Origin of the sequence: Pleomorphomonas carboxyditropha, assembly GCF_002770725.1 — a bacterium.
Classification (GTDB): Bacteria; Pseudomonadota; Alphaproteobacteria; order Rhizobiales; family Pleomorphomonadaceae; genus Pleomorphomonas; species Pleomorphomonas carboxyditropha.
Genome location: NZ_NQVN01000021.1, coordinates 1 through 13,264 on the forward strand (window position 1 = coordinate 1; position 13,264 = coordinate 13,264).

A 13,264-nucleotide genomic window follows, 5' to 3' on the forward strand; every position below is an offset into this window, starting at 1 on the left:
GCAAAATGCGTCGATAGCGTCAGCATGAGGGCGGTTTGAACGGCGGTCATCTCTGAAGATCCTTTTGGCGAAGAATCTTCAATCTTACCCCTTCATCCCGCTCTCACTTAAACTGTCGTGTACGGTGTCTGAAGGTTTTATCTCCGGCGAATGGCGAGTTCGTAACGAGCGTGCGGATGGCGATGCGCTATCCGATTGTTTTTCCTATATATTATACTGTCATCCTGCGCGCAGGCGCAGGACCTCGGGCCGAAAGAGGCGCGACGCACATATCGGGCGTTCTCATCCGCAAAGCCTCCACCGAATCCGTCGGACCCACGGAAATCGGGCGGCCCGCCTTCGCCGAATCGTCATGGCCGCGTCATCGCAATGTCATCGCCGGTGCCTTCACTTGCGGGTCTACGCACAACCCCGGAGAACCTCGATGACGCCCCGCCTGCTCGCCGGCCTGTTGGCCACCACCACGCTCGTCGCCGGCCCGGCCGTCGCCGCGCCCGTGTTCAATCGCGTCGCCACCTTCGAGACGACGCAGAACCTGCCGGAGGCCGAGCGCGGCAGCCCGACCGTTTCCGAGATCGTCAGCGCCACCGAGGACGGGATGACGCTGGTCTATACCGACAGCCCCGGCAAGCGGCTCGGCCTCATCGACATCGCCGATCCCAGGGCGCCGAAGCCGGCCGGCGTGGTGGCGCTCGACGGCGAGCCGACCTCGGTGAAGGTGGTGGGCGGCAAGGCCTTCGTCGGCGTCGTCACCTCCGAGAGCAAGGCCAATCCGTCCGGCCACCTCGCCATCGTCGATCTCGCCGGCAAGACGGTCGAGGCGAAGTGCGACCTCGGCGGCCAGCCCGATTCGGTCGCCGTGTCGCCCGACAAGGCGCATCTCGCCATCGCCATCGAGAACGAGCGCGACGAGGAGATCGACGACGGCAAGCTGCCGCAGATGCCGGCCGGCTTCCTGGCGCTGCTCGCCGTGAAGGATGGCGTCGCCGATTGCGCCAGCCTCAAGCGCGTCGACCTCACCGGCCTCGCCGAGGTGGCGCCGGAGGACCCGGAGCCGGAATTCGTGGCGATCAACGGCCGGAACGAAGCCGTGCTGACGCTGCAGGAGAACAACCACATCGCCGTCATCGATCTCGCCACGGCGAAGGTGGCGCGGCATTTTTCGGCCGGCGCGGTGGATCTCGACAAGATCGACACCGAGAAGGACGGCAAGATCGAGCTGACCGGCAAGATCGACGGCGCGCTGCGCGAGCCGGACGGCGTCGTCTGGCTCGACGACAGCCGCTTCGTCACCGCCAACGAGGGCGACTACAAGGGCGGTTCGCGCGGCTTCACCATCTGGAACGCCGACGGGACGGTGGCCTGGGAATCCGGTGCCAGCCTCGAATACGAGGCGGTGTCGCTCGGTCACTATCCGGACAAGCGCAACAAGAAGGGTATCGAGATCGAGGGCGTCGAGGCCGGCATCTACGGCGACGACCGGCTGATCTTCGTCGCCTCGGAGCGCGCCTCCATCGTCGGCGTCTACAAGGACACCGGCGCGGCGCCCGAACTCCTGCAGGTGCTGCCGTCGGGCATCGGTCCCGAGGGCGTGCTGGCCATCCCGTCGCGCAACCTCCTGGTCACCGCCAACGAGACCGACCTCGTCGAGGACGGCGGCGTCCGCGCCCACGTGATGATCTACGAGCGCACCGAGGGCGTGGCGCAGTATCCCACCATCCGCTCGGCCTCGGCCGGTGCCGACACCATTCCGTTCGGCGCCCTGTCGGGCCTCGCCGCCGACCGGACCACGGCGGCCAGGCTCTACGCCGTCACCGACAGCGTCTATTCGGCGGCGCCGCGCATCCTCACCATCGACGCCGGCAAGGCGCCGGCGGAGATCGTCGCCGCCACGCCGGTGACGCGCGACGGCGCCGCCGCCGAGGGTCTCGACCTCGAGGGCATCGCCACGCGCGCCGACGGCGGCTTCTGGCTGGCGTCCGAGGGCAATCCGAAGAAGGACGTGAAGAACCTGCTCCTCAAGGTCGCAGCCGACGGCGCCATCCTCGAGGAGATCGAATTGCCGGAGGACCTCGTCAAGGGCGCCACCAACTACGGCTTCGAGGGCGTGACCACGGTCGGCAGCGGCGATGACGAGGTGGTCTGGCTGGCTATTCAGCGGGCGTGGGCCGACGATGCGCCGGACGAGACCAAGCTCGTCGCCTACACGCCGGCCAGCAAGAGCTGGGGCGCGGTGCGCTATCCGCTCGACAAGGCGGCCGGCGGCGCCTGGATCGGCCTGTCGGAGATCACGGCGGCCGGCGACAGGTTCGTGCTGATCGAGCGCGACAACCAGATCGGCGGCAAGGCGGCGCTCAAGGCCCTCACCACCGTCGACGCGGCGGCCATGAAGCCGGCGGCGCTCGGCGGCGACCTGCCGCTGGTGGCCAAGACCGTCGCCCGCGACCTCATCCCCGACCTCGAGGCGTTCAACGGCTATGTGGTCGACAAGGTCGAGGGCTTCGCCATCGACGCGGCCGGCGACGCCTATGCCGTCACCGACAACGACGGCGTCGACGATTCCTCGGGCGAGACGCTGTTCCTGAAACTCGGCAAGGATTGGGCGGCCAACTGATCCGGATAGGTCTCGCGAGGAGACAAGAGATGCCGGCGGCGGCCTCGGGAGAACCCCGGGGCCGCCGCAGCTTTCGTGAGGCTCCGTTATAGAGGGCGCCCTATATCCGCCGCTTGTTCCATCCTGCCCGAGGTCCTACGCCTTCGCGTAGGATGACAGAATTATATATAACAAACAGATATATAGCTTTGTCATCCTACGCGAAGGCGTAGGACCTTAGGCAGAAAGAGGCGCGAGGCACGTATCAGGCGTTCTCATGCGAGCGGGGCGGTGGGGCAGGTAGTTACGGGCTCCTGGCTCGCCTGCGGGTATCCATGGTGGATCGTGGCCGGCGATGAATCGCAATGAGTCCCGGTGAATCGCGATGAACCCGCATGGACTCCGGTGACGCCGTCAGTTGGTGGCCTTCTGGCCATCCGTCGCCAGCACCTCAACGTCGGCGTCCTCGCCGGAGACGACGCTGACGATGCGCTGGAACTGGCCGTCCTCGTGGTTGGCGATGACGGTATAGTCGCCCTCGGCCAGCACGAAGGACGGGAAGGCGCCGACGCCGGAGGTGACGAGGTCGCCGGCCTGGGTCAGGATCGACCAGCGGGTGTCGGCGATCGCCTCGCCGCCCTCGTTGCTCACCAGCTTGAGGGTGATCTTGGCCGCCTTCTCGGTCAGCGTGATGTCCGACAGCTTGCCGGCCTTGACGTCGATGTCGGCGGTGGTGCGGGCGTTGGCGTCGCCGTAATTGGCGACGACGTTGTAGGTCTTGGCCGGCAGGCGGACGATCGCGCCGGGGGCGACGTCGAGGGCGACCGCCTTGGGCTCGCCGTGCGAATCGAGCTCCTGCGCGAAGATGTCGAAGCTGAGGTCGTCCTTGTTGAGCGGCGGCCGGTCCTTGCCGGTCACCGCCGAGAGGCGGACGCCGCCGGCGTTGAGGACGATGGAATCGGCCTTGAGGCCGGTGCCCACCACCACGTGCTCGGTGGTGCCGGCATAGCCGAAGCCGCAATAGACGAAGTAGCCGCCCGGCTTCAGCACGAAGTCGGCAGAGCCGCCATGCCGCTCGGCCACCAGCTCGCGGCTACCGTCCGGCCCCTGCGCCTCGCCGAAGATGCGCCAGACCACGCCGGCGCCGATCGGCGGGCCGTCCGGCGTCAGCCGCGCCGTCAGCGACAGCGTGGCGGTCTCGCGCGGCGCGACGGTGGCGAGCGGCTTCGTCTCGACGGGCGGGGCGGTGCTCGGCGCGTAGGGGGTGACGACGTCCGGAAGCGGCGCCGGACCGACCTCGGGCGGCAGGAGCTCCAGCGGCCCCGACCCTGGCCGCATGAAGCCGGGCATCGGACCGCCCGGTCCGCCACCCGGTCCGCCGCCGGGACCGCCGGGCGGGCTCTGGGCGAGCGAGGGCGTTGCGGCCACCAATGCGGCGGCCACAAAAATCCACCTGTTGCGGGCGGCATTGCACCGCGCCATGCCCTGTCGTCTCCTCTCGGTCGTCATCTCGTGGGTGCCAGTCTTCGCCGATCATCGTGTTGATTTCAAGTCCGGCGGCCGGGATACGGACAGCCTTGCCGCCGCTATCGCGAAGCATTGATCGGTCAGGCGGAGTTTCATCCCCGCTGGCCGCTCCACCTTCTTGAGTTGACGCATTTTCTTCACGCGAACCGGTGTCCACTTCGCTTGAAAATGCTCTAGGTATTTCCATGGAGGCCGAATGGCGATATGCCGGTTTCCGTTGTCGTATTCCGCCCGGAGCCCCGCCCATGAACGCCACGATCGACCTGCTGCTCACCCGCCGTTCCGTGCCGGCCGCCCTGCTCGCCGCGCCCGGCCCGAGCGCCGACGAGTTGCAGACGCTGCTGACCATCGCCTCGCGGGTGCCCGACCACGGCAAGCTCGCGCCCTGGCGCTTCATCGTCCTCGAGGGCGAGGCGCGGGTCGAGGCCGGGCGGCAGCTCGCCAGGATCGCCGAGCAGCGCCAGCCGGACATTTCCGAAACGCGGCTCGAAGACGAGCGGCAGCGCTTTTCCAAGGCGCCGCTGGTGGTCGCCGTGGTGGGGCGGGCGGCCGAGCACGTCAAGATCCCGGTGATCGAGCAGATCTATTCGGCCGGCGCCGTCTGCCTCAACCTGGAGATCGCCGCCCATGCCATGGGCTATGCCGCCTGCTGGCTGACCGACTGGCCGGCCTACGACGCCGAGGCGCGCGCCGCGCTCGGGCTTGCCGAGGGCGAGACCATCGCCGGCTTCATCCACATCGGCACGCCGACCATCGCGCCGACCGACCGGCCGCGGCCGGCGCTCGCGGACATCGTCAGCCGCTTCGGCGATTGAGGCGGCTCGGGGCGTTCACATCCTGAGAAGCGTCTTGATGGCGCTGCGCTGATCCATGGCCTTGTAGCCCTGGGCGACGTCGGCGAGCGGCACTTCCAGATCGAAGACCTTGCCGGGGTTGATGCGGCGGCTCATGATCAGATCGATGAGGTGGGGCAGGAAGCGGCGCACCGGCGCCGGACCGCCCAGCAGGTTCTTCTGCTGGAAGAACAGCATCTGGCCGTCGAGCTCGACGCCGTGCGGCACGCCGACGAAGCCGATCGAGCCGCCGGGGCGGGCGCAGTTGATCGCCTGCATCATCGATTCCTGCGTGCCGACGCATTCGAGGACGGAATCGGCGCCGACGCCGGCGGTCAATTCCTTCATCTGGGCCACGCCGGCATCGCCGCGCCCGGTGACGATGTCGGTGGCGCCGTATTCGAGGGCGAGCTCCTGGCGCGCCTTGTGGCGGCTCATGGCGATGATGCGCTCGGCTCCCAACTGCTTGGCGGCCAGAACGCCCATCAGGCCGACGGCGCCGTCGCCCACCACGACGGCGGTGCAGCCCGGCCGCACGCGCGCCGCGTCGGCGGCATACCAGCCGGTGCCCAGCACGTCGGAGGCGGCGAGAAGGCTCGGGATCAGGTCGTCGGACGGTATGGTTCCGGTGGCGACCAGCGTGCCGTCGGCCAGGGGAATGCGGGCGTAGGGCGCCTGCGCGCCGGTCATGAACTCCCGGTGCTCGCAGGAGGACTGGAAGCCGTTCCGGCAATGCGGGCAGGTATTGTCCGAGATGACGAACGAGCCGACGACGAACTGGCCCGGCCGGATCGTCTTCACCTCGCTGCCGACCTCGACGACGACGCCGCAGTATTCGTGCCCCATGTGCTGCGGCCCCTTCACCGGCTGAAGGCCGCGATAGGGCCAGAGATCGGAGCCGCAGACGCAGGAGGCCGAGAGCTTGATGACGGCGTCGGTCGGCTTCTGGATCGTGGGATCTTCGACCTTGTCGCAGCGAATGTCGCCGGGGGCGTGGAGGACTGTTCCGAGCATGATATCTCCTGATATCGGCAGTCTGGCAGGGCCGTTTGCCCATGGTTGTTTCCGGACACCGTTAGCACGGCGGGATAGCCCGGATTAGCCACGGCAATTCGCATGGACTTATCGAAATTCGCTTATAATGGCCGGGGTCACGCAGGGGGTGCGGCGTGGCGCGAGAGACCTTCAACGAATTCCTGTTGCCCCGAGGGTTGACGAGGGTCGACCGGTCGCGGCCGGCGCTCGCAGATATCGTCAACCGCTTCGGTGACCGAGGCTCGGCGCCCTATCCCGATCTCTCGCCTCATTCTGCCCGAGGTCCTACGCCTTCGCGTAGGATGATAATCTATGTATATGTTTCCTATATATAATTCTGTCATCCTGCGCGAAGGCGCAGGACCTCGGGCCGGAAAGAGCGAGACGGACATATAGGGCAACCTCCGTTCGTGAAGCCCCATCTGCGGGCAGGACGATACGGTGAACCGGGCGCTCCCCCAGCGATCGCGATCATAAAAAAGCGCCGCGGGTTTCCCCACGGCGCCGCGTCAATTCTGCAAGCCCGGATCAGACCCGCCCGGCGCCCGCCAGGGCCGAGAAGCGGGGCGCCGCCTGAGTGGCGGCGGCAACGGCGGCCGGGACGTAGAGGCCGCGCCGGTCGGGCGCCGGCTTGAAGGCGTCGGTGAGGCCGACCACCGTCTCGGCGGCGCCGAGCACCAGGTAACCGTCCGGCGTCATGGTCCTGGAGATGCGGCCGAGGATGTCCACCTTGGTGGCCTGGTCGAAGTAGATCAGCACGTTGCGGCAGAAGACGATGTCGAACTGGCCGAAGGCGGCGAAGCTGTCGAGCAGGTTGAACTTCCGCCACTGCACCATGGAGCGCAGCTCCGGCGCGATGGTCCAGCTCTCGCCTGCTTGCGTGAAGTACTTGAGCAGCAACTGGATCGGCAGGCCGCGCTGCACCTCGAACTGGGTGTAGGTGCCCGACCTGGCGCGGTCCAGCACCTCGTTGGAGATGTCGGTGCCGAGGATCTCGATCCGCCAGCCGGCGAGCCGCGCCTCCATTTCCTTGAGGCACATGGCCAGCGTATAGGGCTCCTGGCCGGTGGAGGCGGCGGCGCACCAGATGCGGATCTTCCTCTGCGCGGCGCGCGCCTTCAGCATCTCCGGCATCATCATCTGGGTGAAATGCTCGAAAGGCGTCTTGTCGCGGTAGAAGAAGCTCTCGTTGGTGGTCATCGCCTCGACGACGGCCTCGGCGAGCGCCGTCTCGCGTGGCTCCTTGAGCTTGGCGACGAGGGCGGCGATCGACTGCAGGCCGGCCTTGCGGGCGACCGGCAGCAGGCGGCTTTCGATGAGATACTGCTTCTCGTTCGACAGGACGAGGCCGGAGCGGCTCTTGAGGAACTGACGCAGGTAGTCGTATTCCGCCGGATTCATGGACGGCCTCCGAGCAGGATCTTGGACACCTTCCGGCCGATTTCGTTGAGCGGGAGAACGTCCGAGCACATTCCGGTATGGGCGGCGGCGCCGGGCATGCCCCAGACCACCGACGTTTCCTCGTCCTGCGCGATGGCGCTGCCGCCGATCTCGCCGATGCGGCGCACGCCTTCGGCGCCGTCCGAGCCCATGCCGGTCAGCACGACGGCCAGCGTCGCCGTGCCGTAGATTTCGGCCACCGACTTGAACAGCGGGTCGACGGCCGGCTTGCAGAAGTTGACCGGCGGCGCGTCGGAGAGCCTGATGACGACGTCGCCGCCGTTCTTGGCGAGCAGCATGTGCTTGCCGCCGGGCGCCACGTAGATGTGGCCGGGCTGGATCGCCTCGCCGTCGCGGCCCTCGCTGGCCGGGCGGCCGGCCGCCTTGGTGATGTGCTCGGCGAGTATGGCGGTGAACGTCGGCGGCATGTGCTGGGTCAGCACCACCGGCACCATGCCGATGGCCGAGCCGATCTCGCCGAACAGCGCGTTGAGCGCCTGCGGGCCGCCGGTCGACGAGCCGATGGTCAGGATGCGCGGCCGCACCGAGGAATAGGCGCGGATGGTGAAGGATCCGGGCCGCGAGGCGCGCAGCGCGCTGTGGGCGGCCGGGGCGGGCGCCCCCGGCTGTGGCCGCGGCATCGGCCGACCGGCCGGCGCCTGGCCGGGCAGGCCGCGCTTCCTGGCGCGCTGGCCGAGGTGGGTGACCTTCTCGATCAGCTCGCGGCGGAATTCGGTCGACGTGGTGACGCCGGAATTGGATTCGGGCTTCGGCACGTAGTCGGCGGCGCCGAGCGACAGCGCCTTCAGCGAGATCTCGGCGTTGCGGCGGGTCAGCGTCGAGGCGACGACGACCACGAGGTTGCGCTTCTTCTCGATCAGGAGCGGCAGGGCGGTGAGACCGTCCATGTCCGGCATCTCGATGTCGAGGATGACGACGTCGGGGTTGGACCTCAGGACATCGTCCACCGCCAGGCGGCCGTTGCGATGGCTGGCGACCACCGCCAGATTGGGGTCCTCGTCGAGCCAGCGACCGAGGAGACCACGGATAACCACGGAATCATCGACAACCATCACGCGGATGGGATCAGTGACGGCTCCGGAAGATGAAGGCGCGCGCGCCATGGCCGACATTCAATCGGTCTCCAGTTTCGCATCGATCTTAGAACCGTCAGAGAAGCCCGACTTCCTGGAACTTCGCTTCGACAATTTCGCGATCAAAGGGCTTCATGATGTATTCGTTGGCGCCGGCGCGGATGGCACGCGCAATGTGGCCGACGTCGTTCTCCGTCGTGCAGAACACCACCTTCGGCGTTTCGCCGCCTTCCAGCCTGCGCAGCTGGGCCAGGAATTCCAGGCCGTCCATCACCGGCATGTTCCAGTCGAGCAGGATGGCGTCCGGCATCGTCTCCTGGCACCTCTCCAGCGCCTGCTGGCCGTCCTCGGCTTCGAGGATGGTGAAGGACAGATCCTCGAGAATGCGCCGGGCCACCTTGCGGATGACGCTCGAGTCGTCGACCACGAGACAGGTCTTCATTGTTTCACTCCTCACGGCGGTGACGCCGGCTTCAAGGGTCGTCAGGCGGCCATGTCGCCCTGCATGCGGCCGAGCACCCGCTCGACGTCCAGGATGACCATCAGCTGTCCGGACAGGCGATGGACGCCGCCGGAGATTTCCGCCCAGCGGGGATCGAGGTTGGCCGGGTTGGCCTCGCGGCCGGCGGCGTCGAGGTTCAGCACCTCGCCGACCTCGTCGATGATCAGGCCGTAGGACTCGCCGCGATATTCGATGCCGACGGCCATGATGCCGTGGTTGCCCTCGCGCTGCGGCAGGCCGAGGCGGCGGCGCATGTTGATCGCCGTGACGATGCGGCCGCGCAGGTTGAGCACGCCGGCCACTTCCGGCGCCGACAGCGGCACGCGCGTCATGCTCTCGGGCACGAAGACGTCATGCACCTTGTGGATCGGCAGGCCGAACAGCTGGCCGCCGATGAACACGGTCACATACTGGATCTGGCCGGACAGGCTGTCGTTGGCGGCGGCGCCCGGGGTATGGCTGGTGGCGGTCATGCTGCAATCCCATAGTCAGCGGCGGAGATTTCCTTGAGGGCGGCGATCAGGCCCGGACGGTCGAACTTGGCGACGTATTCGTCGAAGCCCGACTGGCGGCCGCGCTCGATCGAGGCCGGCGTGCAGAGAGCCGACAGGGCGATGATCGGCGTCTCACGGAAGCGGGCGTCGCGGCGCAGCATCTCGGCGAACTCGAAGCCGTTGACCACGGGCATCTCGATGTCGGAGACGATGACGTCGAAGGCGGCGCCCTCGCCGAGCAGGCGCATGGCCTCGGTGGCCGAGGCGCAGATCGTCACGTCGAAGCCGGCGGCCTTCATCACCGGTCCCAGCATGTTGCGGAAGAAGGCGCTGTCGTCGATGAACAGCAGCTTGCGCGTCAGCGCGGCCGAGGAGATTTCCTTGCGCTTGAACCAGTCCTCGAAGGCGAGCGGCAGGTAGTGGCCGATGTCGAGGATCTCGGTGGCCTTGCCCTTGATCACCGCCGAACCGAGCACGCCCGGCACGTCGGAACCGACCTGGATGTTGAGCGATTCCTCGACGATGTCGACGATCTCGTCGACGACCAGGCCCATCGAGCGGCCGGAGTCGGAGAACACCAGCATCGGCTGGGTGCCTTCCTCGCGGCGGCGCACGTCGTAGTTCGGGTAGACCAGCGGCATCAGCGAGCCGCGGTACTGCACGAGGTCGCGGCCGTTGGAATGCTCGATCTTCTCGATCTCGAACTCCTCGAGGCGGGTGACCAGCGACAGCGGCACCGCCTTCGGCTCGGGCGAGCCGGCGCGGAACAGCAGCATGGAGATCTTGGCGTCGTTGTCGATGCCGCGGGCGGCGTCGGCGTCGGCATGGCTGTCGAGCGTGTCGGTGGCGACGGCGGTGCCGATGGCGCTGGCGACGCCGTTGGGGTCGACGATCATGATCACCGAGCCGTCGCCGAGGATGGTGTTGCCGGAGAACATGGTGATGTGGCGCAGCATCTTCGACATCGGCTTGACGACGATTTCCTCGGTATGGAAGACGCCGTCGACCACCAGGCCGAAGGTGACGTTGCCGACCTGCATGACGACGATGAAGCCCTCGTCCTCGCTCTTCTCGGCCGACATCTCCACCTTGAGGAGGCCGGCGAGCGGCACCAGCGGCAACAGCTTGTTCCTGAGGCGGAGCACCGGCGTGTCCTTGATGCGCTCGATGCGATGCTCGGAGTTGTTCTGCACCCGCACCAGCTCGACCACGGAAAGCTGCGGGATGGCGAAGCGGTCGCCGCAGCTCTCGACGATCAGCGTCGACACGATGGCCAGCGTCAGCGGGATCTTGATGGTGAAGGTGGTGCCCTTGCCCTGCACCGACTTCAGATCGACGGTGCCGCCGATGGTCTCGATGTTGGTGCGCACGACGTCCATGCCGACGCCGCGGCCGGACACCGAGGTCACCTTGGCGGCGGTGGAGAAGCCGGGGGCGAAGATGTGCTTGTAGATCTGGCCTTCGCTCATCTTCTCGAGCTCGGCCTCGGTGGCGAGGCCGTTCTCGATGATCTTCTGGCGGATGCGCTCCAGGCTGAGGCCACGGCCGTCGTCGGCGATCTCGATGATGATGTGGCCGCCCTCGTGGTAGGCGGCGAGGCGGATGGTGCCCTTCTCGGTCTTGCCGGCCTTGCGGCGGTCGTCGGGCCGCTCGAGGCCATGGTCGGCCGAATTGCGCACCATGTGGGTGAGCGGATCCTTGATCAGCTCCAGCACCTGGCGGTCGAGCTCGGTGTCGGCGCCGACCATCTCGAGCTCGATCTGCTTGCCGAGCTCCTGGGCGAGGTCGCGGACGATGCGCGGCAGCTTCTGCCAGGCGTTGCCGATCGGCTGCATGCGCGTCTTCATGACGCCTTCCTGCAGCTCGGCGGTGACGTTGGAAAGGCGCTGCAGCGGCACCTTGAACTCGCTGTCCTCGTGGCGGCGGACGATCTCCAGCAGCTGGTTGCGGGTCAGCACCAGCTCGGAGACCATGGTCATCAGGTGTTCGAGCGTCTCGACGTTGACGCGGATCGACTGGCTCGACACCGAGCCCTTCTCGCTCTTGGCCTCGCCCTCGCCGTCCTCGGCGGACGCCTTGGCCTTTTCTTCCTTGCCGTCGGGGCTCGCCTGCTTCATGCGCGCCTCGATCTCGGCGGCGACGCGGGCGAAGTCGATGCCGACGGGGGCCTCCTCGGCCGGCGGCTCGTCGGTGGCGATCTCCACCTCGACGGCGGTCTCGCGGAAGGCGCGCTCCAGCTCGTCGAGCGACACTTCGCCGGGCCGGAGCTCGCGTTCGAGCACCTGGGCCACCAGCGTGCCGGCGGTTTCCTTCTTTTCCTTCTTGGGCGGTTCCTTGCGGGGGGCGGCCTCGGCCATCGACATGGCCTCGAGCAGCGAGATCAGGTCGCGGTCCTCGCCCTTGGGCTCCTCGCCCTCGTTGGCTTCGAGCTCGGCCAGGATGCCCTTGATGCGGTCGATGGTCTGCAGGACCAGGCTGACCGCCTCCTCGGTGACGGCGGCGCCCTCGCGGAACTTGCCCATCAGCGTTTCGGCGGCGTGGGCCAGCGCCTCGAGGCGCGGCAGGCCGAGGAAGCCGCAGGTTCCCTTGATGGTATGGACGAGGCGGAAAATGTTGTCGAGAATGCGGGCGTTGTTCGGCTCCTGCTCGAACTTCACCAATTCCACGTCTACGGTATCGAGCGACTCGTTTGTCTCGGTGAGGAATTCACGCAAAAGGTCGTCCATACTTCACCCCCTCGGGAAGGCCGAGCCGGCAGCGCCGCATCCTGAAATGGCGCCCGCTCGACCAGCCGCTTTGGGGGGAAGTGTCCCGTCAAACTGTTAATATTGATTGAAGTCTGGGCTTCAAACGTGCGTTTGCGGCGCACATGCCGAGGCGCGTCGACAGTTGCCGCGGGGTGCGATCATTCTGGATTGTCGCCACCATCGAGAGTTGTGGCGGCGGTCAACGCTTTATTCGGCCCGCTCGCCCTCGGCGGCGGTGACGGCGGCCTTCGCCTCGAAGATCACCGTGTCGCCGTCCTTGGAAATCTCGATGGCAAGACCGGCGGCGCGGGCGAGCGCGCCGGCGTAATAGGGCTGGATGGCGTGGGCGTCGACATGGTCGCCGAGGTCGCCGGCCAAGAGCTCGGCGACGCGCGGCGGAATGCGCGAGGCAGCGCCGGTGGCCTCGATGCGCTGGACCGGGTAGGGCAGGTCGCCCTCGACGCGCACCACCACCCGGCCGCCGCGGGGAACCGCCTGCAACGAGATCAGCAGCAGGTTCAGCAGCAGCTTGACCTGGTTCTTGGGCAGCAGGCGACGGGTGGCCTGCCAGTCGACGTCGGCCTTCTCGCTCTCCATGTAGCGCTTGGCCACCGTCTCGGCGTCGCCGAGGTCGACCTCGGCCCCCACCGAACCGGCGGCGCCGAAGGCGAGGCGGGCGAACTGCAGCTTGGAGGAGGCGGTGCGGGCGCTCTTGCGGATGAGGTCGAAGGCGAAGGCCTTCATCTCCTCGTTGTTTTCCTCGTCGAGCACCTCGAGGCCGTTGGTGATGGCGCCGACTGGCGAGATGATGTCATGGCAGACGCGCGAGCAGAGCAGGGCGGCAAAATCCAGGGCTTCCAGCTTGGCCAGGTCGGACATGGACGGTTCCATTGGTTGGCGCCGGCGACGGGCAGGGCCCGCCGACGAATCGAGCGATTGTTTGATTTCATGGATAACGCCCGCCGCCGGTGCTCACAAGCGCGGCAAGCCGGCGAATAC

The 13,264-nt window shown here is 67.3% G+C and carries 10 protein-coding genes; 2 read left to right on the forward strand and 8 right to left on the reverse strand.

What is annotated here, in order from left to right:
* Positions 1-424: 424 nt before the first annotated feature.
* Positions 425-2,614, forward strand: a complete 2,190-nt coding sequence (locus CJ014_RS21715; protein WP_100082599.1) for an esterase-like activity of phytase family protein — start codon at positions 425-427, stop codon at positions 2,612-2,614.
* A 393-nt stretch (positions 2,615-3,007) separates the two neighbouring features.
* Here CJ014_RS21715 and CJ014_RS27905 read toward each other — a convergent pair whose 3' ends face one another.
* On the reverse strand, positions 3,008-4,075 hold the full coding sequence (locus CJ014_RS27905) for a hypothetical protein (protein WP_165790939.1): 1,068 nt from the start codon (positions 4,073-4,075) through the stop codon (positions 3,008-3,010).
* 290 nt (positions 4,076-4,365) lie between these two features.
* Between CJ014_RS27905 and CJ014_RS21730 the strand changes: the two genes are divergently transcribed.
* On the forward strand, positions 4,366-4,935 hold the full coding sequence (locus tag CJ014_RS21730; RefSeq protein ID WP_100082602.1) for a nitroreductase family protein: 570 nt from the start codon (positions 4,366-4,368) through the stop codon (positions 4,933-4,935).
* A gap of 15 nt (positions 4,936-4,950) precedes the next feature.
* On the opposite strand, the gene CJ014_RS21735 is transcribed toward CJ014_RS21730, so the two are convergent.
* From CJ014_RS21735 to chpT, 7 genes are all read right to left on the reverse strand, one after another.
* Positions 4,951-5,967: a zinc-dependent alcohol dehydrogenase family protein gene (locus tag CJ014_RS21735; RefSeq protein ID WP_100082603.1), complete on the reverse strand. Its 1,017-nt coding sequence runs from the start codon at positions 5,965-5,967 to the stop codon at positions 4,951-4,953.
* Between the two features lie 549 nt (positions 5,968-6,516).
* Positions 6,517-7,389 carry a CheR family methyltransferase gene (locus tag CJ014_RS21740; protein ID WP_100082604.1) on the reverse strand — a complete coding sequence of 291 codons (873 nt, stop codon included), beginning with the start codon at positions 7,387-7,389 and terminating at the stop codon, positions 6,517-6,519.
* The gene (locus CJ014_RS21745) at positions 7,386-8,561 is read right to left on the reverse strand and encodes a protein-glutamate methylesterase/protein-glutamine glutaminase (protein WP_100082605.1); all 1,176 of its coding nucleotides are present in this window, start codon (positions 8,559-8,561) and stop codon (positions 7,386-7,388) included. Before CJ014_RS21745 ends, CJ014_RS21740 begins: the two co-directional genes overlap by 4 nt.
* Positions 8,562-8,598: 37 nt before the next feature.
* Positions 8,599-8,964, reverse strand: a complete 366-nt coding sequence (locus tag CJ014_RS21750) for a response regulator (protein WP_100082606.1) — start codon at positions 8,962-8,964, stop codon at positions 8,599-8,601.
* A gap of 41 nt (positions 8,965-9,005) precedes the next feature.
* Positions 9,006-9,497 carry a chemotaxis protein CheW gene (locus CJ014_RS21755; RefSeq protein WP_100082607.1) on the reverse strand — a complete coding sequence of 164 codons (492 nt, stop codon included), beginning with the start codon at positions 9,495-9,497 and terminating at the stop codon, positions 9,006-9,008.
* Complete coding sequence (locus CJ014_RS21760; protein WP_100082608.1) at positions 9,494-12,244, reverse strand: hybrid sensor histidine kinase/response regulator; 2,751 nt, start codon at positions 12,242-12,244, stop codon at positions 9,494-9,496. The genes CJ014_RS21755 and CJ014_RS21760 overlap by 4 nt, the downstream gene beginning before the upstream one ends.
* Positions 12,245-12,472: 228 nt before the next feature.
* Complete coding sequence (gene chpT, locus CJ014_RS21765; RefSeq protein ID WP_100082609.1) at positions 12,473-13,144, reverse strand: histidine phosphotransferase ChpT; 672 nt, start codon at positions 13,142-13,144, stop codon at positions 12,473-12,475.
* Between the last annotated feature and the right edge of the window lie 120 nt (positions 13,145-13,264).

Coding starts and splice junctions, on each gene's coding strand:
- CJ014_RS21715 (WP_100082599.1), top strand. CDS start 425: ATGACGCCCCGCCTGCTCGCCGGCCTGTTGGCCACCACCACGCTCGTC.
- CJ014_RS27905 (WP_165790939.1), bottom strand. CDS start 4,075: ATGGCGCGGTGCAATGCCGCCCGCAACAGGTGGATTTTTGTGGCCGCC.
- CJ014_RS21730 (WP_100082602.1), top strand. CDS start 4,366: ATGAACGCCACGATCGACCTGCTGCTCACCCGCCGTTCCGTGCCGGCC.
- CJ014_RS21735 (WP_100082603.1), bottom strand. CDS start 5,967: ATGCTCGGAACAGTCCTCCACGCCCCCGGCGACATTCGCTGCGACAAG.
- CJ014_RS21740 (WP_100082604.1), bottom strand. CDS start 7,389: ATGAATCCGGCGGAATACGACTACCTGCGTCAGTTCCTCAAGAGCCGC.
- CJ014_RS21745 (WP_100082605.1), bottom strand. CDS start 8,561: ATGTCGGCCATGGCGCGCGCGCCTTCATCTTCCGGAGCCGTCACTGAT.
- CJ014_RS21750 (WP_100082606.1), bottom strand. CDS start 8,964: ATGAAGACCTGTCTCGTGGTCGACGACTCGAGCGTCATCCGCAAGGTG.
- CJ014_RS21755 (WP_100082607.1), bottom strand. CDS start 9,497: ATGACCGCCACCAGCCATACCCCGGGCGCCGCCGCCAACGACAGCCTG.
- CJ014_RS21760 (WP_100082608.1), bottom strand. CDS start 12,244: ATGGACGACCTTTTGCGTGAATTCCTCACCGAGACAAACGAGTCGCTC.
- chpT (WP_100082609.1), bottom strand. CDS start 13,144: ATGTCCGACCTGGCCAAGCTGGAAGCCCTGGATTTTGCCGCCCTGCTC.